Annotated in this window: 21 protein-coding genes and 1 pseudogene; 11 read left to right on the top strand and 11 right to left on the bottom strand. The window is 66.1% G+C overall.

Translation table 11 applies throughout. From position 1 onward, the window contains the following. Nucleotides 1-66 precede the first annotated feature (66 nt). Together A7G45_RS09920 and A7G45_RS09915 are read left to right on the top strand one after the other, a co-directional pair. Complete coding sequence (locus tag A7G45_RS09920; RefSeq protein WP_260936422.1) at nucleotides 67-642, top strand: QsdR family transcriptional regulator; 576 nt, start codon at nucleotides 67-69, stop codon at nucleotides 640-642. Between the two features lie 65 nt (nucleotides 643-707). Continuing rightward, nucleotides 708-944 (top strand): hypothetical protein, encoded by a 237-nt coding sequence (locus A7G45_RS09915; protein WP_260936419.1) that lies wholly within the window; start codon nucleotides 708-710, stop codon nucleotides 942-944. A gap of 79 nt (nucleotides 945-1,023) precedes the next feature. On the opposite strand, the gene fadA6 is transcribed toward A7G45_RS09915, so the two are convergent. Together fadA6 and A7G45_RS09905 are read right to left on the bottom strand one after the other, a co-directional pair. Continuing rightward, complete coding sequence (gene fadA6, locus A7G45_RS09910) at nucleotides 1,024-2,178, bottom strand: steroid 3-ketoacyl-CoA thiolase FadA6 (protein ID WP_260936416.1); 1,155 nt, start codon at nucleotides 2,176-2,178, stop codon at nucleotides 1,024-1,026. 44 nt (nucleotides 2,179-2,222) lie between these two features. Next, the gene (locus tag A7G45_RS09905) at nucleotides 2,223-2,825 is read right to left on the bottom strand and encodes a TetR/AcrR family transcriptional regulator (protein WP_260936413.1); all 603 of its coding nucleotides are present in this window, start codon (nucleotides 2,823-2,825) and stop codon (nucleotides 2,223-2,225) included. Nucleotides 2,826-3,010: 185 nt separating this feature from the next. On the opposite strand from A7G45_RS09905, the gene A7G45_RS09900 reads away from it, so the two are divergent. Further along, the gene (locus A7G45_RS09900) at nucleotides 3,011-3,610 is read left to right on the top strand and encodes a hypothetical protein (RefSeq protein ID WP_260936411.1); all 600 of its coding nucleotides are present in this window, start codon (nucleotides 3,011-3,013) and stop codon (nucleotides 3,608-3,610) included. Here the strand turns inward: A7G45_RS09900 and A7G45_RS09895 are convergent. From A7G45_RS09895 to A7G45_RS09885, 3 genes are read right to left on the bottom strand one after another with little or no spacing between them, the layout of a single operon-like run. After that, nucleotides 3,607-5,130 carry a DUF4153 domain-containing protein gene (locus tag A7G45_RS09895; RefSeq protein WP_260936408.1) on the bottom strand — a complete coding sequence of 508 codons (1,524 nt, stop codon included), beginning with the start codon at nucleotides 5,128-5,130 and terminating at the stop codon, nucleotides 3,607-3,609. The genes A7G45_RS09900 and A7G45_RS09895 overlap by 4 nt on opposite strands. Then, a complete protein-coding gene (locus A7G45_RS09890) occupies nucleotides 5,127-6,149 on the bottom strand; it encodes a HAMP domain-containing sensor histidine kinase (RefSeq protein WP_260936405.1) in 1,023 nt (340 codons plus the stop codon). The genes A7G45_RS09895 and A7G45_RS09890 overlap by 4 nt, the downstream gene beginning before the upstream one ends. After that, a complete protein-coding gene (locus tag A7G45_RS09885) occupies nucleotides 6,146-6,811 on the bottom strand; it encodes a response regulator transcription factor (RefSeq protein WP_260936404.1) in 666 nt (221 codons plus the stop codon). Before A7G45_RS09885 ends, A7G45_RS09890 begins: the two co-directional genes overlap by 4 nt. A 98-nt stretch (nucleotides 6,812-6,909) precedes the next feature. On the opposite strand from A7G45_RS09885, the gene A7G45_RS09880 reads away from it, so the two are divergent. Both A7G45_RS09880 and A7G45_RS09875 read left to right on the top strand, forming a co-directional pair. Beyond that, nucleotides 6,910-7,038 carry a hypothetical protein gene (locus A7G45_RS09880; protein ID WP_260936402.1) on the top strand — a complete coding sequence of 43 codons (129 nt, stop codon included), beginning with the start codon at nucleotides 6,910-6,912 and terminating at the stop codon, nucleotides 7,036-7,038. After that, on the top strand, nucleotides 7,035-7,670 hold the full coding sequence (locus tag A7G45_RS09875) for a hypothetical protein (RefSeq protein WP_260936400.1): 636 nt from the start codon (nucleotides 7,035-7,037) through the stop codon (nucleotides 7,668-7,670). Before A7G45_RS09880 ends, A7G45_RS09875 begins: the two co-directional genes overlap by 4 nt. A gap of 141 nt (nucleotides 7,671-7,811) precedes the next feature. Here A7G45_RS09875 and A7G45_RS09870 read toward each other — a convergent pair. Beyond that, nucleotides 7,812-8,063: pseudogene (locus A7G45_RS09870) on the bottom strand (TetR/AcrR family transcriptional regulator); the annotation flags it as partial. Between the two features lie 252 nt (nucleotides 8,064-8,315). Here A7G45_RS09870 and A7G45_RS09865 point away from each other — a divergent pair. After that, complete coding sequence (locus tag A7G45_RS09865; protein ID WP_043984555.1) at nucleotides 8,316-9,557, top strand: CaiB/BaiF CoA transferase family protein; 1,242 nt, start codon at nucleotides 8,316-8,318, stop codon at nucleotides 9,555-9,557. A 136-nt stretch (nucleotides 9,558-9,693) separates the two neighbouring features. Here A7G45_RS09865 and ipdF read toward each other — a convergent pair whose 3' ends face one another. Beyond that, a complete protein-coding gene (ipdF, locus tag A7G45_RS09860; protein ID WP_260936393.1) occupies nucleotides 9,694-10,482 on the bottom strand; it encodes a (5R,7aS)-5-hydroxy-7a-methyl-1-oxo-2,3,5,6,7,7a-hexahydro-1H-indene-carboxyl-CoA reductase in 789 nt (262 codons plus the stop codon). After that, complete coding sequence (ipdE1, locus tag A7G45_RS09855; RefSeq protein ID WP_043399972.1) at nucleotides 10,482-11,630, bottom strand: acyl-CoA dehydrogenase IpdE1; 1,149 nt, start codon at nucleotides 11,628-11,630, stop codon at nucleotides 10,482-10,484. The genes ipdF and ipdE1 overlap by 1 nt, the downstream gene beginning before the upstream one ends. Before the next feature lie 191 nt (nucleotides 11,631-11,821). Between ipdE1 and A7G45_RS09850 the strand changes: the two genes are divergently transcribed. The 5 genes from A7G45_RS09850 to A7G45_RS09830 all read left to right on the top strand — a co-directional run bounded on the left by A7G45_RS09850 (nucleotide 11,822) and on the right by A7G45_RS09830 (nucleotide 16,953). Further along, on the top strand, nucleotides 11,822-12,946 hold the full coding sequence (locus A7G45_RS09850) for an acyl-CoA dehydrogenase family protein (RefSeq protein ID WP_260936388.1): 1,125 nt from the start codon (nucleotides 11,822-11,824) through the stop codon (nucleotides 12,944-12,946). A 14-nt stretch (nucleotides 12,947-12,960) separates the two neighbouring features. Further along, entirely contained in the window at nucleotides 12,961-13,926 is a 966-nt protein-coding gene (locus tag A7G45_RS09845) for an acyl-CoA dehydrogenase family protein (protein WP_043984552.1), read from the top strand. A 2-nt stretch (nucleotides 13,927-13,928) separates the two neighbouring features. Beyond that, on the top strand, nucleotides 13,929-14,867 hold the full coding sequence (gene ipdE2, locus A7G45_RS09840) for an acyl-CoA dehydrogenase IpdE2 (RefSeq protein ID WP_260936383.1): 939 nt from the start codon (nucleotides 13,929-13,931) through the stop codon (nucleotides 14,865-14,867). A gap of 25 nt (nucleotides 14,868-14,892) precedes the next feature. Next, entirely contained in the window at nucleotides 14,893-16,059 is a 1,167-nt protein-coding gene (locus tag A7G45_RS09835) for a pyridoxal phosphate-dependent aminotransferase (protein ID WP_260936380.1), read from the top strand. Between the two features lie 78 nt (nucleotides 16,060-16,137). Further along, the gene (locus A7G45_RS09830; protein WP_260936377.1) at nucleotides 16,138-16,953 is read left to right on the top strand and encodes an Abi-alpha family protein; all 816 of its coding nucleotides are present in this window, start codon (nucleotides 16,138-16,140) and stop codon (nucleotides 16,951-16,953) included. Between the two features lies 1 nt (nucleotide 16,954). On the opposite strand, the gene A7G45_RS09825 is transcribed toward A7G45_RS09830, so the two are convergent. The 3 genes from A7G45_RS09825 to hsaC are packed head-to-tail and all read right to left on the bottom strand — an operon-like array spanning nucleotide 16,955 to nucleotide 19,776. Beyond that, the gene (locus A7G45_RS09825; RefSeq protein WP_276554758.1) at nucleotides 16,955-18,286 is read right to left on the bottom strand and encodes an MFS transporter; all 1,332 of its coding nucleotides are present in this window, start codon (nucleotides 18,284-18,286) and stop codon (nucleotides 16,955-16,957) included. Nucleotides 18,287-18,293: 7 nt separating this feature from the next. Then, entirely contained in the window at nucleotides 18,294-18,863 is a 570-nt protein-coding gene (hsaB, locus tag A7G45_RS09820; protein WP_260936374.1) for a 3-hydroxy-9,10-secoandrosta-1,3,5(10)-triene-9,17-dione monooxygenase reductase subunit, read from the bottom strand. Between the two features lie 10 nt (nucleotides 18,864-18,873). Continuing rightward, nucleotides 18,874-19,776, bottom strand: a complete 903-nt coding sequence (gene hsaC / locus A7G45_RS09815) for an iron-dependent extradiol dioxygenase HsaC (RefSeq protein WP_260936373.1) — start codon at nucleotides 19,774-19,776, stop codon at nucleotides 18,874-18,876. Nucleotides 19,777-19,791: the final 15 nt, after the last annotated feature.

Genomic DNA, 19,791 nt, shown 5'->3' with positions numbered 1-19,791 from the left:
TACCATGATGCGAGGTGCCCGCGACAACACAGGAGGTGCGGCATCACCGAGACACCGCTGGGACGCATGCTCGCGTCGACCGACCGACGCCCCGACCCGATCGAGGCGTTCCGCATCGCGCGCCGCTGGTTCCTCGAGGGTCGCCGCATCGAAATGCAGGAACTGGCAACCGAACTCGGTATCAATCGGGCCACCCTGTTCCGCTGGGTCGGCGGCCGCGACGAACTGCTCGCCGAAATCCTGTGGTCGCTGGCCGAACCCACCCTGCGGGCCTCCATCGACGCGGCACCCGGGCACGGCGCCGCACACATCGCGCGGGCCGTCGGCCACTACGCCACCGTGATCGACGAGTCCGGGTTCTTCCAAGCTTTCCTGCGGCGCGAACCCGAACGCGCCCTGCGGATTCTGGCCACCCGCGCCGGCACTTTCCAAGGCAGGTTGGTCGCGGCGATCGAAGAACTGCTCAACGACGAGATCGCCACAGGTCAGCTCGCCCCGCCACTCCCGTCGCGCGACCTCGCGTTCCTCATCGTGCGCATCGTCGAGTCGTTCGTCTACGCCGACATCATCACCGGCGAGCCACTGGAGGTCGGCAAGGCCGAGCAGGCCATCGGCGCGCTGCTGGGTCACCGACCCGCGTAGGTCGTCACCGTCGGGGACCGACATCTCCCATTCCCGGAGGGGCGGGAATCACCGGCGGAGGCACCGTGACCGTGACTGTGGCGGTGGCCGTGCTGGCACGCGTCGACGGTGTCATCGGCGGCGTCGACGGACCGACCGGAACTCCCGGGATGATCTCCGTCGAAGTCACCGTCGTGCTCGTGCTGGACGTGGGCTTCGACGGCGGCGGCGACTCAGATGAACAGGCACTTGCACCGAGGGCAGCTGCCACGGCCATGACGACGACGGACTTGAACATCCTTCCCGAATGCCCGCTCAGCTGAACGCGTAAACAATCTGGCCAGACGCAAAACTGCCCCTCTCCATAAGGAAAGGGGCAGTTTGTGCCTGCGAGCACAGGTATCAGAGGCGCTCGATGATGGTGACGTTGGCGGTGCCGCCGCCCTCGCACATCGTCTGCAGGCCGTAACGACCGCCGGTGCGCTCCAGCTCGTTGAGCATGGTGGCGAACAGCTTGGCACCGGTGGCGCCGAGCGGGTGGCCCAGAGCGATGCCGCCGCCGTTGGGGTTCACCTTCGCCAGGTCGACGTTGAGGTCCTTGGCCCAGGCCAGCACGACGGACGCGAAGGCCTCGTTGATCTCGACGACGTCGATGTCGTCCATGGTCAGGCCGGTCTTCTCCAGCGCGTACTTGGTCGCGGGGATGGGGCCGGTCAGCATCTTCACCGGGTCGTCGCCGCGGCAGCTGATGTGGTGAATCCGGGCCCGCGGCTTGAGGCCGTGAGCCTTGACCGCCGCCTCCGAGGCCAGCAGCGTGGCCGACGCGCCATCGGAAATCTGGCTGGCCAGCGCGGCGGTCAGCCGGCCGCCCTCGACCAGCACCTTCAGCGAGGCCAGCTTCTCCAGGGTGCTCTCGCGCGGACCCTCGTCAACCTTGAAGCCGTCGATCGGGATGATCTCGTTGTCGAAGCGGCCCTCGCGGATCGCGGCAAATGCCCGCTGGTGGCTGTTGAACGCGAACAGCTCCATGTCCTCGCGGGAGATGTCCCACTGCTCGGCGATCATCTCGGCGCCGCGGAACTGCGAAATCTCCTGGTCGCCATAGCGTTCCACCCAGCGCTTCGACTCGTTGGTCGGCGAGGTGAAGCCGAACTGCTCGCCGACGATCATGGCCGAGCTGATCGGAATCTGGCTCATGTTCTGGATGCCGGCGGCCAGGATCAGGTCGGCGGTGCCGGACATGATGGCCTGCGCGCCAAAGGAAATGGCCTGCTGCGAGGAACCGCACTGCCGGTCGACGGTGGTGCCGGGGACGCCCTCGTCGTAGCCGGCGGCCAGCCAGGTCAGCCGGCCGATGTTTCCGGCCTGCCCACCGATGGCATCAACGCAACCGACGATGACGTCGTCGAACGCAGCGGGGTCGATGTCATTGCGGGCGAAGATGCCGCGGTAGGCCTCCACGCCGAGGTCGATCGGGTGGTAACCGGAGAGGCCACCACCCTTCTTGCCGACGGCGGTGCGCACAGCGTCGATGACGTACGCCTCAGATGCGGCCATTTCTCATCTCCTTCTTTGGGTGAAACTCATTTGGCGGCAAGGTGTTACGGCGTTACCGCAACACCGCCGAGCACAATGTTCAGGTAGTGCCGACCCACGTCCTCGGCGGTCAACTTGCCGCCCGGCTGGTACCAGCGCACCGAGACCCACGTGGTGTCACGGATGAACCGGTACACCAGGTCGACGTTCAGGTCGGACCGGAAAACGCCTTCCGCCATCCCCTGCTTCAGGACGTCGACCCACATCTTGCGCTGCTCGCGATTGCGCTCGTCGACGAAGCCGAACTGCGGCAGGATGCCCAGCCGCTTGGCCTCGTCCTGGTAGATGACGACCTGCGCGTGCCGGTGCTCGATGGCGTCGAAGGACGCCATGAAAAGGCCTTTGAAGCGCTCCAGCGGATCGGGCTCGGTGGCGATGATCTGCTCGTACCGGGTGAACAGCCAATCGAGGAAGTCCCGCATGACCTCTTCGACCATCTGTTCCTTCGATTTGAAGTGATGGTAGAGACTGCCTGAAAGGATGCCGGCCGAGTCCGCGATGTCCCGGACAGTGGTTGCCTTCAGCCCACGCTCAGCGAACATCGCCGCGGCGAGCACGAGAAGCTCGTCGCGCCTGCTCGCGGGCTGACTGGGCGGTGAAGACGCCATCCCGACAGCATAGCAACCAAGCGCTTGTTAGGTCGATTGTGGTGGCTAGTGACTGTCACCACTGCGTGGGACAGATTATGTATCACCCGCCCAACGTGAGCTTGATGGCCAAAAATCGCCCAAATCTCGCCAACTTCCTCACGTTCGGCGAGGTGGCGGGGCCATAGGCTGACGAGGTGGGGGACGTGGCTTTCGCGGTGGCTGTTGTCGGGCTTGTCGTCATGGCCTTCGCTGTCTTTCGAGACGACAAGGATTACGCATGCCCGACCTTCTGGACTGGCGCGGCGATCACTACTGCGGCCGCTATTGCCATCGGCCTACCGCGGGGCTGGACTGAAACCCTCGGTGGGATCGCATTCTCAGCGGGCTGCATCTGGTTCATCGCGTACATCCACACGCGCTTCATTACATTCGGCGGCAGAACCTGGACGTTCTACAGCGCGGAACGTCAGCCCTACGGCTCGCACGTCAGCACGCCGAAGATGTGGTGGGTGTTTGCATTGGCGGCAATCGTCTTCTCGTACCCGGTATATGCCTTCGCAAATAGCCACGGCCACGCTTGGGAATTGGTTGCCTATGTCGCGATCGCGCCACTCGCCGGCGCACGCTTCGGTTACCTCGACCGGCTTCTGAACAACCCAGTAGCCGCTGGCCAGTACGTCCAGTTCGCGCTCATCTCGATCCTGACGGTCGGACTCTTCCCCGTCGGCTACCTGGCGATGTACTACGGCGGGCGGCGCTTGATCACGAAACAACAAGAGCACGGCCGACATTCGCGCCGCTAGTCGCGGTATGACCAATACTGGTCGCAGTAATCGGGCAGGTCCGTGCCGACCGGCCTGTCTGCGTTCGACCGGGACAGGTTGAACAGGTACCACGGGTCGTCGTGCGCGCGGTCTGCTCGCACGCAGGCGCGGAGACGCTCGGGCAATCGGTGCAGCGCGGGATCGACGTCCGACGACAGCCGGGAAAGGTACTCGGCGTCGAGCTGGCCGGTCTGCTCGAAGCGGTCGATGTTGCGATCGGCGACGAGGCGCTCGGGATTGAGTGCCGCCAGCCCCAACAGCGCCACGACCCCGGCCGCCAGCACAGCGTGCGGCAACCAGCGTCCAGACATTCGCACCCCCGCCGCGGCGACCAGTAGGAACACCGCACCCAACCAGAGTTCGATGGTGATCACCATCAACCGGTCGGTGCTGAATCCGTACGCCTGCTGATACAGCCACATCCGGTGGATCGCCGAGATCACCACGACAACCGAAGTGGCACAGAGGATTCCGGCCAGTAGCCGAAGCACGCGCCGGTCACCGTCGGTCACGCGCCCCGCCACCCGAATCACCCCGCTCAGCACCAACAGGGTCAGCGCCGACACCCACAACAACTGCCAGAAGCCCTGCCGCGCGTACTCGGCGTACGTCAGCCCCTCGGTTTCCAGCACGTGGGTATGACCGCCGAACAGCACCGCGGCCTGCACCGCCACGAACGCGATGAACAGCGCGTCGAGCACCCCGAGCGGCACCGCCCACTCCCAGCGCGGCACCGGCTTCATCGGCTTGGGTGCGAGGACATCCAGCCGCGGCGCGAACCGGGTCAGGTAGGCGCCGCCGAGCACGAACGCCGCCACTATGCCGAAAACCACGACGCGGGCGACGACGTCGACACCGTCGAACCGCGGCACCAGCTTGCCCACCAGATGCGCGAAAGCGGCGTCCGCAGAGGCGAACAGCGCACCGAACACCAATGTCAGCAGCACGGTGAGCCCGATGACGGCGGCAACACGAATCGGGTTGGCGATACCGACCCGGCCCGACACTCCGCGTCGCGCCCAGCCGAGGACGCGAGCCGGCAATGCCCACGCCAGGAACGGGCCGGTCACGACGGCGGTCCAGGTGCGCCCACCGAACAACGTGCACCACCCGACGATCCAGGCCGCCATGATGCACAGCACGCCCAGCCAGTCAGCGGCCAGCAGTGCGGGTACCGCGAGTAGCGCCAGGGTCAGCGCCACGCCGACCCACTCGGTGCGCGTCGGGCGACGCTCGGCGGTGCCGTACACGACGGCGAAGACCATCACGCCGACGACGAGGTAGCCGATGCTCAGCGACGACGGCCGCCACAACGCGGTGCCGAGCAGACCAGCGAGGACGGCCAGCAGGACGACCCGACGTGGCGCCGCCGCCAGCGGGCTGATCGGCCACACCCGCCGCGGCAACATCGTCCAGCCGGGCTCGCCACGTCGCGGCAGCGCCGGCCCGATCAGCGGCGGAACCATCGGCTGCCCTGGGTAACCCATCAACGTCGTCATGCCGACTGCTCCTCTGATTCCGGAATGCTCACCCTGAAGCGGCATCCCACCTTCGTCTCCGCCACGTCGATGACTCCGCCGTGCAATTCGACTGCCCAGCGGGCGATCGCCAGGCCCAGACCAGTTCCGCCGTCAGACGTGGCACCGCGGGTGAACCGTTCAAAGACCCGCTCGCGCTCCGCCGACGCGATACCCGGCCCTTGATCGGCGACCTCGAGCCGCAAGCCCGATGCCTCGCGGGTCGCCCGCACCGTCACACTTCCGCCGGCCGGGCTGTGCCGAATCGCGTTGTCCACCAGGTTGACCACCACCTGCCGTAACCGTGCCGGATCGGCCACTGCCGTCAGCCCCGGCGGAGACACCTCGACCACCACCGGCACGTCACCGGCCGATACCGAAACGTGCTCGACGGCAGCGCGCAGGAACGCGTCCACATCAAACCGACTGATCTGTAATGGAATTGCCCCACCTTCGAGCCGGGACAGGTCCAGCAGATCGGTCACCAGCTCGCCGAGGCGCTCGGTCTGCGACAGCGCCAACCGCATGGTCTGCGCGTCGGGCTCGACCACACCGTCCACCACGTTCTCCAGCACCGCCTGCAATGCGGTGATGGGCGTTCGCAGTTCGTGGGATACATTGCCGATCAGCCCGCGCCGGTACTCGTCGGCGGCGCCGAGATCGGCTGCCATCTGATTGAATGCCGTTGCCAACTGGCCGATTTCATCACGCGAGGTGGCTCGGACCCGAATACTGTAGTCGCCCTTGGCCATTGCGCGGGCCGCGGCGGTCATCTGCCGCAGCGGAGAGGTCATGCCGTGCGCCAGAAACTGGGTAAACAGTAGTGAGGTCAGCAGTGCGGACAGCAGCGCGTACCGGAACTGCCAACTCGCGCCGATCCAGAAGGTGAACGAAGCCAACAGGATTGCCCCGCCCACCAGCAGTCCCATCTTGATTTTGAAGGACGCGAACGGGTCCAGCGGTCTGGGCAGCCGGTCCCACAGATCGCCAAGGGCGCTCACCGCGGTACCTCGAGGGCATAGCCAACCCCGTGGACGGTCCGGATCAGTTCCGCACCGAGCTTGCGACGCAACGCCTTGACGTGGCTGTCGACCGTGCGTGTCTCGGCCCCCGACCCCCAGCCCCAGACGTGTTCCAGCAGCGTCTCCCGGGCCACCGCGGCCCGGGGACGTCCGGCGAGGAAGGCCAGCAGATCGAATTCGGTTCGGGTGAGATGGATTTCGTTGTCACCCTGATGCACGCGACGCTCGGCGAGGTCGATGCGGTACTCCCCCACCGACAGCGACTGGTCTCCGGTCGCCCGGTCCACGCGACGCAGCAACACCCGCACCCGCGCAACCAGCTCGCGCATGCTGAACGGTTTGGTCAGGTAGTCGTCGGCCCCGATCCCCAGACCGATCAGCATGTCGGTCTCGTCGGTGCGCGCAGTCAACATGAGCACCGGCACCGGACGCTCCGCCTGGATGCGCCGGCACACCTCCAGCCCGTCGAAGCCGGGCAGCATGACATCCAGCACCACCAGGTCGGGCTGCGTCGATGCTGCCGCGGCCACCGCCGAAGGCCCGTCGACGGCCGTCTCGACCTGGAACGATTCGGCTCGCAGCCGGGTCGCCACCGCGGACAGGATGGTCGGCTCGTCGTCGACGACCAGGATTCGCTTCACGCTTTCCGACTGTAAGCGCGGTTTGTGGGGCTTACCGGCAGCGATTGTGAAGAAACGGTGCAGACTTGCGACGAGTGCCCGCACTTAGGCTGGCGGTCGTGAAGGAAGATCGTGGTGCTCCGGCGGGCCCGGTTGGAGTCTTGGTACTCGCATTCATCGGCGGCACCGTCGGCTCATTCATCGGCGAGTCCACCGCCGAGGCGGTCTATAAGAAGGTATTCGGGTGAACCAGGTCGACACGGGACTTGTTGTAGCTCTATTGGGGCTCGCGGTGATGGCCATCGCCGGCTTCAACGAAGAAGCTGATTACGCGCGCAAGATGTACTGGGTCGGCGCGGTGATCATGGCCACAGCCACTGCCTTCGCGGTGTTACCCCAAGGGCGGATGCCGGCACTCAACGCGGGTGTGGGAATGGCTGGAGCTTCCGTTTTCGTCGCATACGCCCGGACACCATTTCTCCGCATTCGCGGGAAAACACGTCGATTGTTCAGCGACGGCCCTGAGGCGTACGGGTGGGGCCTCAGCACGCCTAAGACGTGGTGGCTCTTCGTTATCGGAGCGGTACTTTTCGGGTACCCGGCATACGACTTCGCCAACCAGCGCTACCCCTACTTGATTCTCGGCCTGTATATCTCGTTCACGCTGTCGGTCGGCGCCCGCTACGGCTATGTCGACCGATTTCTCGACCACTCATTCGCGGCCGGTCAGTACGTGCAGTTCGTGCTCGTCTCGATCTTGACGCTCGGGCTATTCCCCGCGAGCTACCTGGCGATGTACTTCGGCGGTCAGCACTGGATCACAAAAAGTGAAGCGTACGAACGGCATTCGCGCGCACGCGCCAGCCGCGAGCAGACGTAAAACTGTCGAATTCGCGTCGAAACCGACAGTTTTACGTCTGCTCGCGAAGGAAACTCAAGCGCGCTGGCTGGACACCGAGATAATCTCGCCGGTCAGGTAGCTGGAGTAGTCGCTGGCCAGGCATGCGATGGTCGACGCGATCTCCCACGGCTCGGTGGCGATGATTTCTTCGTACCGGCTGAACAACCAATCAAGGAAGTCCCGCATGACCTCCTCGACCATCTGTTCCTTCGATTTGAAGTGATGGTAGAGACTGCCTGACAGGATGCCGGCCGAGTCCGCGATGTCCCGGACAGTGGTTGCCTTCAGCCCACGCTCAGCGAACATCGCCGCGGCGAGCACGAGAAGCTCGTCGCGCCTGCTCGCGGGCTGACTGGGCGATTCAGACGCCATCGCAACAGCATGGAAACCAAGCGCTTGCTAGGGTAGGTCGGGCCGGTGTTGACTTGGCCACTACGTACACAAAGATCGAGTGCTCACAGGGGTCACGCACGTTGAGGCGATCGCGGCCCTGAGAGCGGGCGAGGTCACACGCGCGGTTCTCGACCGCGACCGATAGATGGGGTGCGTAAAGCGTCGGGCGCTTCGATTCGAGCCCTATGCTTGCGCGCAGCATGACTTGAAATGGATGAGTAGCAGGAGATCATGAGCACGACACAGCCTGCCCTGGAGGGTATCCGGGTCATCGACATGACCCGCGTCTTCGCCGGCCCGATCAGCGCGCAGATACTGGGCGACCTCGGCGCTGACGTCATCAAGGTGGAGCGGCCGGGCAGCGGTGACGAAGGGCGCGGCTACGGTCTTGCCTCGGTCGAGGGCAAGGATGGCAAGGACCTTCGCCAGTCCGGCTTCTTCACCGCGTCGAACCGCAACAAGCGGTCGATCACGGTCAACCATTCCAAGCCGGAGGGGCAGGACATCCTGCGTGCCCTGGTCAAGACCGCGGACATCCTGATCGAGAATTACAAGGTCGGCGACCTCAAGCGGTTCGGGCTGGACTACGAGAGCCTGAAGGCGATCAATCCCCGCCTCATCTACTGCTCGATCACCGGCTTTGGCCAGACCGGGCCGATGGCGGCGCGCGCGGGCTACGACGGGTTGTTCCAGGCGAGCGGCGGCATGATGGCCGTGACCGGCATCCCCGAAGGCCAGCCCGGCGCGGGACCAGTGAAAGCCGGTCCCAGCCTGGTCGATTTCGTGACCGGCCACAACAGCGCCATCGCGATCCTCGCCGCGCTGAACCATCGCAACAACACCGGCGAGGGCCAGCACATCGACATGGCGCTGCTCGACAGTTCCGTAGCGATGATCTGCCACATCATGCAGGACTACCTCATCAGCGGCGTCCAGGCGGAGCGTCTGGGCAATGGCGGCAACGGCGGCGGACCCGCTGACCTCATCCATGCGCGCGACGGCATGACGTACATTACGGCCGGCAGCGACGCCCACTGGCGGCGCATGTCGGAGTTGATGGGCCAGCCCGAGCTCTACGCCGACCCGCGCTTCGACACCAACGCCAAGCGGGCCAAGATCAATCGCGCGGAGTTGATCGACATCATCAACGTGTGGAGCCGGCAGTTCACGACGGAGGAACTTCAGGCGAAGTTCGACAGCGTGGGCATCCCGGCCGCGCGCTATAACGATCTGGCGGAGGTCTGGGATGATCCGCAGGTGCAGCACCGGGGCCTGCGCGCGACGACGCCGCATGCATGGGCCGCCGCCGGATCGGTCGACCTGATCGGCAGCCCGCTGGCGGGTATGGGTGCCACGCCAGCGACGATCCGCCTCGCGCCGCCAGTGATCGGCGAGCACAACGCGGAGATACTCGGCGAACTGGGCTACGACGCGGCGCGGATCGCGGGCTTGCAGGAGCAGGCGATCATCTGATCGAGAGGGTTCGCCACCAGGTCAGGCTCGCGAGATCGCGAGCCAGCCGCACATGAAAATGCCCGCCTAATTGCGGCAACATTGTCGCAATTAGGCGGGCAAGTGCATATATCCGAACCTCGCGGCCGGATGAAAACTACGCCCGCTGGCTCGACACCGAAATGATCTCACCGGTCAGGTAACTGGAGTAGTCACTGGCCAAATACGCGATGGTGGTGGCGATTTCCCACGGCTCGGCGGCACGGCCGAATGCCTCGTCGGAGGACAGCCGGTCCAGCAGCGCGGCATCGGCCGACTTCTCCAGGAACTTGTGCCGCGCGATGCTCGGGGACACCGCGTTGATCCGCACCCCGTACTCGACGGCTTCGATTGCGCTGCAACGGGTCAGGGCCATCACCCCGGCCTTGGCGGCGGCGTAGTGCGACTGCGAGTGCTGGGCGCGCCAGCCCAGGACACTGGCGTTGTTGACGATCACACCACCGTGCGGGGCACCGCGGAAGTACCGCAGCGCCGCCCGGGTCGCGCGCATCACCGAGTTCAGCGTGACGTTCAGGACGCGGTCCCACTCGTCGTCGGTCATGTCGACCAGCGGGGTCTCGCCACCGAGGCCGGCGTTGTTCACCAAAACGTCCAAGCGGCCCATCGTTTCGACGGCTGACGTGATCAGCGCGTCGACGGCCTCAGTGGAAGTGACGTCGCAGACGACGGCCTCGACGCGGCCCAATCCCAATGCCGCCAGCTGATCACGGGTCTCATTCAGACGCCGCTCGTGGTAGTCCGACACCACAACATCGGCACCTTCGAGAAGCGCACGACGCGCGGTCGACGAACCGATGCCTGTACCGGCGGCGGCAGTCACCAGAACAACCTTGCCCTTCAGCAGGCCGTGGCCCTCAACCTCGACGGGTGCGATTGACAGATCCATCAGCCCTTGGCCTCTCGGGGTAGGCCGAGCACGCGCTCGGCGATGATGTTGCGCTGGATTTCGTTGGACCCGCCGTAGATGGTGTCCGAACGCGAGAACAGGTACAGGCGCTGCCACTCGTCGAACTCGCCGCCGGGCAGCGTCAGCCCGGCCATGCCCTGCACGTCCATGGCGATCTCGCCGAGCTCGCGATGCCAGTTGGCCCACAACAGCTTTGACACGTTGTCCTGACCGGGCTGCTCGACGTCCATGGTGGCCATCGCGTACGACCGCATGGCCTGCAGGCCGGTCCACGACTCGGTCAGCTTGTGCCGGATCAGCGGGTCGTCGATGACGCCGGACGACTTGGCGACGCCGATCAGGCCTTCGAGTTCACGCTTGTAGCGGATCTGCTGGCCGAGCGTTGAAACACCGCGCTCGAAGGTCAGCGTCGCCATCGCCACGCCCCAGCCCTGACCGGGCTCACCGACGACCAGCGACGCGTCGCAACGGGCGTCGTCGAAGAACACTTCGTTGAACTCGGAGTCGCCGGTCAGCTGAACGATCGGACGGATCTCGACGCCCGGCTGGTCCAGCGGCACCAACAGGTAGGACAGGCCGTGGTGACGCTTTGAGCCCTTTTCGCTGCGCGCCACGACGAAGCACCACTGCGCCCAGTGCGCCAGCGAGGTCCACACCTTCTGGCCGTTGATGACCCATTCGTCGCCGACGAGTTCGGCCGAGGTCGAGACGTTCGCCAGGTCGCTGCCGGCGCCGGGCTCCGAATAGCCCTGGGCCCACAGTTCGGTGACGTTGAGGATGTTCGGCAGGAAGCGCTTCTTCTGTTCCTCGGTGCCGTACGCGATGAGCGTCGGGCCGAGCAGTTCCTCACCGAGGTGGTTGACCTTGTCCGGGGCGTCCGCCTTGGCGTACTCCTCATAGAAGGCGACGCGGTGCGCGACCGACAAGCCGCGGCCACCATGCTCCTCCGGCCAGCCCAGGCAGGTCAGGCCCGCCGCGGCCAGGTGCTGGTTCCACGCGCGTCGCTCTTCGTAAGCCTCGTGCTCCCGACCGGGGCCACCAAGGCCTTTCAGAGCTGCGAATTCACCGACGAGGTTGTCGGCAAGCCATTGCCGGACCTCAGCCCGGAACGTCTGGACCTCTATCACCCTTGTAGGCTAACCTACCAAGCACTTGCTTTGTTAGAGGGAGTTCCGATGAGTGGGTCCGACGGCACCCAGCAGCCTGGTCGGCAGACCCCACCGGAGACCTACACCAAAGAACATTTGGCTAACTTCAAGACTCCGCGGTCAGGGCGAGCGAAGCGACGGGAAAGACAAACGGAGAGACGAGTCGGTAAATGGATCTGACATTCGACGACGAAACCGAGGAATTCCGGGCCGAGGTCCGCGACTTCTTGGCGTCCAACAGGGACAAGTTCCCCACCAAGTCCTACGACATCCTCGAGGGCTTCGAGCAGCACCGGGTCTGGGACAAGGTGCTGTTCGACGCCGGCCTGTCTGTCATCGCCTGGCCCAAGGAGTACGGCGGCCGCGACGCCACCATGCTGCAGTGGGTGGTGTACGAGGAGGAGTACTTCAAGTCCGGCGCTCCTGGCCGGGCCTCCGCCAACGGCACCGCGATGCTGGCGCCGACACTGTTCGCGCACGGCACCCCGGAGCAGATGCAGCGGGTCCTGCCGAAAATGGCCTCCGGCGAAGAGATCTGGGCGCAGGCCTGGTCCGAGCCCGAGTCCGGCAGCGACCTGGCCTCCCTGCGCTCGACCGCGACCAAGGTCGAGGGCGGCTGGAAGCTCAACGGCCAGAAGATCTGGAGCTCACGTGCTCCGTTCGGCGAGCGCGGCTTCGGCCTGTTCCGCTCCGACCCGGAAGCCCAGCGGCACAAGGGCCTCACCTACTTCATGTTCGACCTGAAGGCCGAGGGCATCACGGTCCGTCCGATCGCCCAGCTGGGCGGCGAGACCGGCTTCGGCGAGATCTTCCTCGACGACGTGTTCGTCCCCGACGAGGACGTCATCGGCCAGGTGCACAACGGCTGGACCGCCGCCATGAGCACGTCGAGCAACGAGCGCGGCATGTCGCTGCGCAGCCCGGCCCGCTTTGTCGCACCGGCCGAACGCCTTGTCGCGCAATGGAAGGTCGACCAGAACCCGGCCCACGCCGAGCGCGTCGCTGACGCCTGGATCAAGGCTCAGGCCTATCGTCTGCACACCTTCGGCACCGTCACGCGGCTGGCCAGCGGTGGCGAACTGGGCGCCGAGTCCTCGGTGACCAAGGTGTTCTGGTCCGAGCTGGACGTCGCCCTGCACCAGACCGCGCTCGACCTGCGCGGCGCCGACGCCGAGCTGTACGACCACTGGACCGAGGGATTGCTGTTCGCCCTGGGCGGCCCGATCTACGCCGGTACCAACGAAATTCAGCGCAACATCATCGCCGAGCGCCTGCTGGGCCTGCCCCGCAAATAAGAGAGATTCAGACCGTGTTCTTTGAATTGGACGAATCGCAGCGCGATTTCGCTGCGAGCATCGATGCCGCGTTGGGTGCCGCCGATGTCCCCGCCGCGGTGCGCGCATGGGGCGGGGTCGAGAAGGCGGCCGACGCTGCCCCCGGCCGCAAGGTCTGGTCGACCCTGGCCGACCTGGGCGTCACCGCACTGAACGTGCCGGAGGAATTCGACGGCATCGGCGCGCATCCGGTGGATCTGGTTGTCGCCCTTGAGCGGCTGGGCTACTGGGCCGTGCCCGGTCCCGTCACCGAATCCATTGCCGTGGCCCCGGTGCTGCTGGCATCGGATAAGCGTTCCGAGGGGCTGGCCTCCGGCGAGCTCATCGCCACCGTCGCCCTGCCGCCGCTGGCCCCGCGGGCCGTCGACGCCGATACCGCCGGCCTGATCCTGCTGGCCGGCGACGGCCAGGTGCAGGACGCGACCATCGGTGCCGAGCACCAGTCGGTCGACCCGGCCCGCCATCTGTTCGACGTGACCGCCACCGGCGAGGCCCAATCGGCCGACACCGCAAAGGCTTTCGAGTTCGGTGCACTGGCCACCGCCGCACAGCTGATCGGCGCCGGCCAGGCGATGCTCGACCTGGCCGTCGAGTACGCCAAGCAGCGCACGCAGTTCGGCACCGTGATCGGCTCCTACCAGGCCATCAAGCACAAGCTGGCCGACGTGCACATCGCCGTCGAGCTGGCCCGTCCGCTGGTCTACGGCGCCGCTCTGGCGCTGGCCGACGGCTCGCCGACACTGGCCCGCGACGTGAGCGCCGCCAAGGTCGCCGCGAACGAGGCCGCGCTGCTCGCCGCTCGTTCGTCGCTGCAGACCCACGGCGCCATCGGTTTCACCCAGGAACACGACCTGTCGCTGTTGCTGCTGCGCACCCAGGCGCTGCGCTCGGCGTGGGGCGACTCGACGTGGCACCGGACCCGCGTGCTGGAAGGACTGTGATTGTGAGCGAAGAACGGGAGATGCTGCGCGCCACCGTCGCAGCGCTGGTCGAGAAGCACGCGGGCCCTGAGGCCGTCCGGGCCGCCATCGAGTCCGAGAAGGGCTACGACGAGAACCTCTGGCAGCTGCTGTGCGAGCAGGTCGGCGCCGCGGCGCTGGTCGTGCCCGAGGAGCTCGGCGGCGCCGGTGGCGAATTGGGCGACGCCGCAGTCGTGCTCGAGGAGCTGGCCAAGAACCTGGTCCCGACGCCACTGCTCGGCACCACGCTGGCCGAACTGGCTCTGCTCGCCGTCGGCGCGGAAGAGCCGCTCGAGGGCCTGGCCGAGGGAACCTCCATCGGCACAGTCGTTTTCGATGCCGGTTACGTCATCAACGGCGACATTGCCGACGTGGTGATCGCCGCGCAGGACGGCCAGCTGACCCGCTGGACCGACAACACCGTCACCCCGGCCACCGCGATGGACCCGACCCGCCGGCTCGCCGCCGTGGCGCCCGGCAGCACCGCTGCCCTCGGTGCCGACCCCGGCCTGGCGGACACCGCGGCCATCCTGATGGCCGTCGAGCAGGTGGCTGCCGCGAGCCGCTGCCTGGATCTGACTGTCGCCTACTCCAAGGACCGCGTGCAGTTCGGCCGCCCGATCGGCAGCTTCCAGGCGCTCAAGCACCGCATGTCGGACATGTACGTCAAGGTGTCGGCCGCCCGGTCGATCGTCAACGACGCCATCGCCGACCCGACGCCCACGAATGCGTCGCTGGCCCGGTACATGGCCACCGAGGCGTTCAATGCCGTTGCCGGCGAAGCGATCCAGATGCACGGCGGTATCGCCATCACCTGGGAGAGCGACATCCAGTTCTACTTCAAGCGGGCGCACGGCAGTGCCCAGCTGCTCGGGTCGTCGCGGGAGCACCTGCGTCGCCTCGAAGCCGAAGTTCTGCTCTGACGTCGTCCTGCTTTAACGTCGAAGCATGACCAATCCGGTAGCGCTGCGCGCAGGCATCCCACCGTTCTATGTGATGGACGTGTGGCTGGCCGCGGCCGAGCGCCAGCGCAGCCACGGCGACCTGGTGAACCTGTCGGCGGGACAACCCGCCGCACAGGCACCGGCGCCCATCCGGGCCGCCGCCGCTGAGGCACTGGCCAACGACAACCTCGGATACACCGTCGCGCTGGGCATTCCGGAGCTGCGTGAGGCGATCGCCAAGTCGTACCTCGACCGGTACGGCGTCGAGGTGGAACCGGACGCGGTGGTCATCACCACCGGGTCCACCGGCGGCTTCCTACTCGCGTTCCTGTCGTGCTTCGACGTCGGCGACCGCGTCGCGGTGGCCAGCCCGGGCTATCCCTGCTACCGAAACATCCTGTCGGCCTTGGGTTGCGAGGTCGTCGAGGTGCCGTGCGGACCCGAAACCCGTTTCCACCCAACCATTTCCATGTTGGATCAGCTGGACCCGCCGGTGAAGGGGCTGATCATCGCCAGCCCAAACAACCCGACGGGCACCGTGCTGCCGGCCCAGGATCTGGCTGCCATCGCCACCTGGTGCGATGACAACTCCGTGCAGTTGATCAGCGACGAGCTCTACCACGGCCTCATCTACGACGACGCGCCCGCGACCAGCTGCGCCTGGGAGACCTCGCGCAACGCCATTGTGGTGAACAGTTTTTCGAAGTACTTCGCCATGACCGGCTGGCGGCTGGGCTGGCTGCTGGTGCCCGAGCCGCTGCGCCGGGCCGTCGACTGCCTGACCGGCAACTTCTCCATCTGCCCGCCGACGCTGCCGCAGTACGCGGCCGTCGCGGCGTTCACGCCGGAGGCCATCGCCGAAGCCGACGCCCTGGTGCACCACTACGCGGAGAACCGGGCCCTGCTGCTCGCCGGGCTGGCCGAGGTGGGCCTCGACAAGCTGGCACCGGCAGACGGCGCGTTCTACGTATACGCCGACATCTCGAAGTACTCGACGGACTCACTCGCGTTCTGCGAGAAGCTCCTGGCCGACACCGGTCTGGCGATCGCACCGGGCGTCGACTTCGACACCCGGCACGGCGGCTCGTTCGTGCGGTTGTCGTTCGCCGGACCGAAGTCCGACATCGAAGAAGCGCTCCGCCGCCTGGGTCCCTGGCTCGCCGCGTACTGACGTGCCTGCTGCCGGCCGCTGAGGCGTTTGCCACACAACCACCGAGATCAGACGGCAGCCCGGTACCATCGGTCCGCAATGTCCCAGGAAACCGACAACCCAGAACCGGAAGTTACTGACGACTTACCGGTGAACCGCGAGGGCCTAGAACGGCACGGCATCAAGCTGTCCACGCCCATCGGGGAGATCGCCATCGCGATCTCGACGCCGCGCGGTGGTTTGGCGATCCCGAAGCGATTCGATCCGCTCGGCCTGGCCAACCGCGCCCTCGGCGTCGCGAAGTTCGGTTTCAAGCTGGCGGCCTGGGGCGGCGAGCAGATTGCGATCGCGACCAAGACCACCGTCGAGGCCATCGAGATGTCCCCGGACCGCACTCCGGCTCCGGCGCCGCAGAAGCAGCAAAAGCAGCCCGCCACCCAGTCACTGCACGGCAAGCTCGGCGGCCTGCTCGACCGCGCCCTGGATCAGAGCACTTCCGACGGTAAGACCGAGCTCTATCACCGGCTGCTCGATCAGCTGGTGGCCGACGAGGCCCGCATCATCGGCGCGCTGTCCGACAACGAGTCGTCACCGCTGGTGAACATCTACCCCCGGAACCGCAGTGTCGCGACGCTGGAGAACGCGTGCCTCATCGGCCGCACCGCCAATGTCGCCCTGCCGCTGATGGTGCCGCAGTACGTCAGCCACCTGCTGGCGCTCGGGTTGGTCGAGACCGTCCCCGAGGATCCGGATCTGAAGGCCGACTACGAAATCCTCAGCGCGGAATCGATGGTGCTGAAGGCCATCAAGGACGCCTCCCGCGGTCCCTTCCCAGCGCGCGTGGAGAAGCACGCGCTGCGCCTCTCGGAGCTGGGCCGCGGGCTGTGGGAAGCCGCCATGCAGGACGGGTCCTAGCTCACCCGACCACTGCTCGCTCGCTGTCGGCGCGGTCCACGTCGGCCAGATCGATCCCCTTGGTCTCCTTGGCGAACGCCAGCGCGACCAGCGTCACCACGCAGGCCCCCGCCAGATACAGCGCGATCGGCACCGACGAGTGGAAGTCCTTCAACAACCGCACCGCGATGATCGGCGCGAGTGAACCGGCGAAGATCGCCGTCACCTGATAGCCAAGGGACACACCGGAATAGCGCATCCGGGTCGGGAACATCTCGGACATCAACGCGGGCTGCGGCGCATACATGAAGGCGTGCGCCACCAGGCCCGCGGTGATCGCGCTCATGATGACGAAGTACTGCTTGCTGTCCATCATCGGGAACGCGACGAAGCCCCAAACCGCGGTGAGCAGCGTCCCGATCAGGTACACGGGCCGGCGGCCGATGCGGTCGGAGAGCTTTCCCACCAACGGGATTGCCACCAGGTGCGCCGCGTGGGCCACCAGCAGGTACCACAGGATCAACGAAGTGCTCACGCCCGCATGCACTTTCAGATAGGTGATCGAGAACGTGACCACCAGGTAGTACATGATGTTCTCGGCGAACCGCAGACCCATGGCCGTCAGCACCTTGCCCGGGTAGTACCGGAGCACCTCCACCACGCTCAATGACGATGCCTTGAACGCCTCGGCTTCCTGTTGCGCCGCAACGAAAATCGGCGCATCGGTCACCTTGGTGCGGATGTAGTAGCCGACCAGCACCACCACCGCCGACAGCCAGAACGCCACCCGCCAGCCCCACGACAGGAACTCCGATTCGGGCAACGTACCGGTCAGAGTCAGCAGCACGACGGTCGCCAGGATGTTGCCCACCGGCACCCCGGCCTGCGGCCAGCTGGACCAGAATCCCCGGCTCTGCGCGGGACTGTGCTCGGCGACCAGGAGCACCGCACCGCCCCATTCGCCGCCGACCGCGAAGCCCTGGATGAACCGCAGTACCACCAACATGGTCGGTGCCCAATAACCGATCTGCCCAAAGGTCGGCAGGCAGCCCATCAGGAAGGTGGCCGAACCGACCAGGAGCAGCGAGAACTGCAGCAGCGTCTTGCGGCCGAACTTGTCACCGAAATGACCGAACACCACACCGCCGAGCGGGCGCGCGACAAAGCCCACCGCGTAGGTGACGAAGGCCGCGAAGATCGCGTCGAGATCGCTGCCGCTCTGCCCGAAGAACACCTTGCTGAACACGATCGTGGCAGCGGTGCCGTACAGGAAGAACTCGTACCACTCCACGACGGTGCCGGCCATGGAGGCCAGGACAACCCGACGCAATCCGGACCGGATCGGCGCGCTCATGGCGCGACTATAGCCAGGTGTCCTCGGTTGTCGTGGTCAAGAACGCCTCCAAATCATCGCGCCATTGCGCCGGGGTGTTCTTGTCCGGCTCGATGCCGGTGTACTCGCCGCGGTAGAACAGCAGCGGACGGGGCTTGACCGCCGGGGGCTCAGACATCGACTGCACCGCGCCGAACACCACGAAGTGGTCGCCGCCGTCGTGCACGGAATGCACCTCGCAGTCGATGTGCGCGAGCGTGCCGTCGAGCACCGGGGAACCCAATCCCGAAGGGCTCCAACCGATTCCGGCGAACTTGTCCTCGGCCCGGGAACCGAACTGCGCCGACACGTGCTGCTGGTTCTCGTGCAGCATGTTGACGCAGAACTTGCCGCTGGCCTCGATCGCTTTCCAGGCCCGCGAGTGCTTCGTCGGGCAGAACAGGACCAGCGGGGGATCCAGCGACAGCGCCGCGAACGACTGGCAGGCGAAACCGACCGGCACACCGTCATGCACGGTGGTGATGACGGTGATGCCGGTACAGAACTGCCCGAGCACATTTCGGAATGTGCGGGGGTCGATCTGCGGTGTCTCGGTCATTGGCCGGAGCCTACTTGAACCCGACGCTGAAGTCGTGGCCCCACAGGCTGATGCCGACGCTCTCGCGGGCGATCCAGCTCTCGTCCTCGACTTCGAGTCCCTCGCAACCGAATTCCATGTCGAAGCCACCCGGCGTCTTCATGTAGAAGGACAGCATCTTGTCGTTGATGTGCCGGCCGAGGGTGGCCGACATCTTGACCTTCTTGCGGTTGGCGCGGTCCAGGCAGAGGCCGACGTCGTCGGAGTTCTCCACCTCGACCATCAGGTGCACGATGCCCGTCGGGTTGGGCATGGGCATGAACGCCAGCGCGTGGTGACGCGGGTTGCAGCCGTAGAAGCGCAGCCACACCGGGTCGCCATCGGCCGGGCGGCCCGCGATCTGCGGTGGCAGCCGCATCGAGTCACGCAGCCGGAAGCCCAGGACGTTCTGGTAGAACGCCTGAGCCGCGGCGTCGTCGTCGCAGGTCAGGACGACGTGTCCGAGGCCCTGCTCAGCAGTGACGAACTTGTGGCCGTAGGGGCTGACGAAACGACGACCCAGGTACTGGATGCCGTAGAACACCTCGAGGGTGTTGCCGGCGGGATCCTGGAAGCTGATCATGCCCTCGACCTTGCGGTCGAGCAGCTCGTCCTTGGTGCCCTCGGAGAAGGCGACACCATTCGCGGTCAGGGTTTCCTTCAGCTGCTCGAGGGCAGGCGCATCGGCGACCTCCCAGCCCGAGGCCAGCAGCCGGTCCTTCTCGCCCGGCACGATCACCAGGCGAGCCGCGACGTCGTCCATCCGCAGGTAGAGAGCGTCAGGGTTGGTGCCCTCGCCCGCCATCATGCCGAGCACCTTGAGCCCGAACTCGCGCCAGGCCGCCATGTCGGTGGCCTCGATGCGCATGTAGCCGAGGGCCTTGATCACAGTCATTGACCGAATATCCCC

Source organism: Mycolicibacterium llatzerense (genome assembly GCF_025331195.1).
GTDB classification, from domain to species: Bacteria; Actinomycetota; Actinomycetes; order Mycobacteriales; family Mycobacteriaceae; genus Mycobacterium; species Mycobacterium llatzerense.
Note: the sequence above shows the minus strand (reverse complement) of the source record. Positions and strands in the feature narration are given on the sequence as shown.

Bases quoted from the DNA above. Each gene is read 5' to 3' on its own strand.
- A7G45_RS09920 (WP_260936422.1), top strand. From the start codon at position 67: ATGCTCGCGTCGACCGACCGACGCCCCGACCCGATCGAGGCGTTCCGC.
- fadA6 (WP_260936416.1), bottom strand. From the start codon at position 2,178: ATGGCCGCATCTGAGGCGTACGTCATCGACGCTGTGCGCACCGCCGTC.
- A7G45_RS09905 (WP_260936413.1), bottom strand. From the start codon at position 2,825: ATGGCGTCTTCACCGCCCAGTCAGCCCGCGAGCAGGCGCGACGAGCTT.
- A7G45_RS09895 (WP_260936408.1), bottom strand. From the start codon at position 5,130: ATGACGACGTTGATGGGTTACCCAGGGCAGCCGATGGTTCCGCCGCTG.
- A7G45_RS09865 (WP_043984555.1), top strand. From the start codon at position 8,316: ATGAGCACGACACAGCCTGCCCTGGAGGGTATCCGGGTCATCGACATG.
- ipdF (WP_260936393.1), bottom strand. From the start codon at position 10,482: ATGGATCTGTCAATCGCACCCGTCGAGGTTGAGGGCCACGGCCTGCTG.
- A7G45_RS09850 (WP_260936388.1), top strand. From the start codon at position 11,822: ATGGATCTGACATTCGACGACGAAACCGAGGAATTCCGGGCCGAGGTC.
- A7G45_RS09835 (WP_260936380.1), top strand. From the start codon at position 14,893: ATGACCAATCCGGTAGCGCTGCGCGCAGGCATCCCACCGTTCTATGTG.
- A7G45_RS09830 (WP_260936377.1), top strand. From the start codon at position 16,138: ATGTCCCAGGAAACCGACAACCCAGAACCGGAAGTTACTGACGACTTA.
- A7G45_RS09825 (WP_276554758.1), bottom strand. From the start codon at position 18,286: ATGAGCGCGCCGATCCGGTCCGGATTGCGTCGGGTTGTCCTGGCCTCC.
- hsaB (WP_260936374.1), bottom strand. From the start codon at position 18,863: ATGACCGAGACACCGCAGATCGACCCCCGCACATTCCGAAATGTGCTC.
- hsaC (WP_260936373.1), bottom strand. From the start codon at position 19,776: ATGACTGTGATCAAGGCCCTCGGCTACATGCGCATCGAGGCCACCGAC.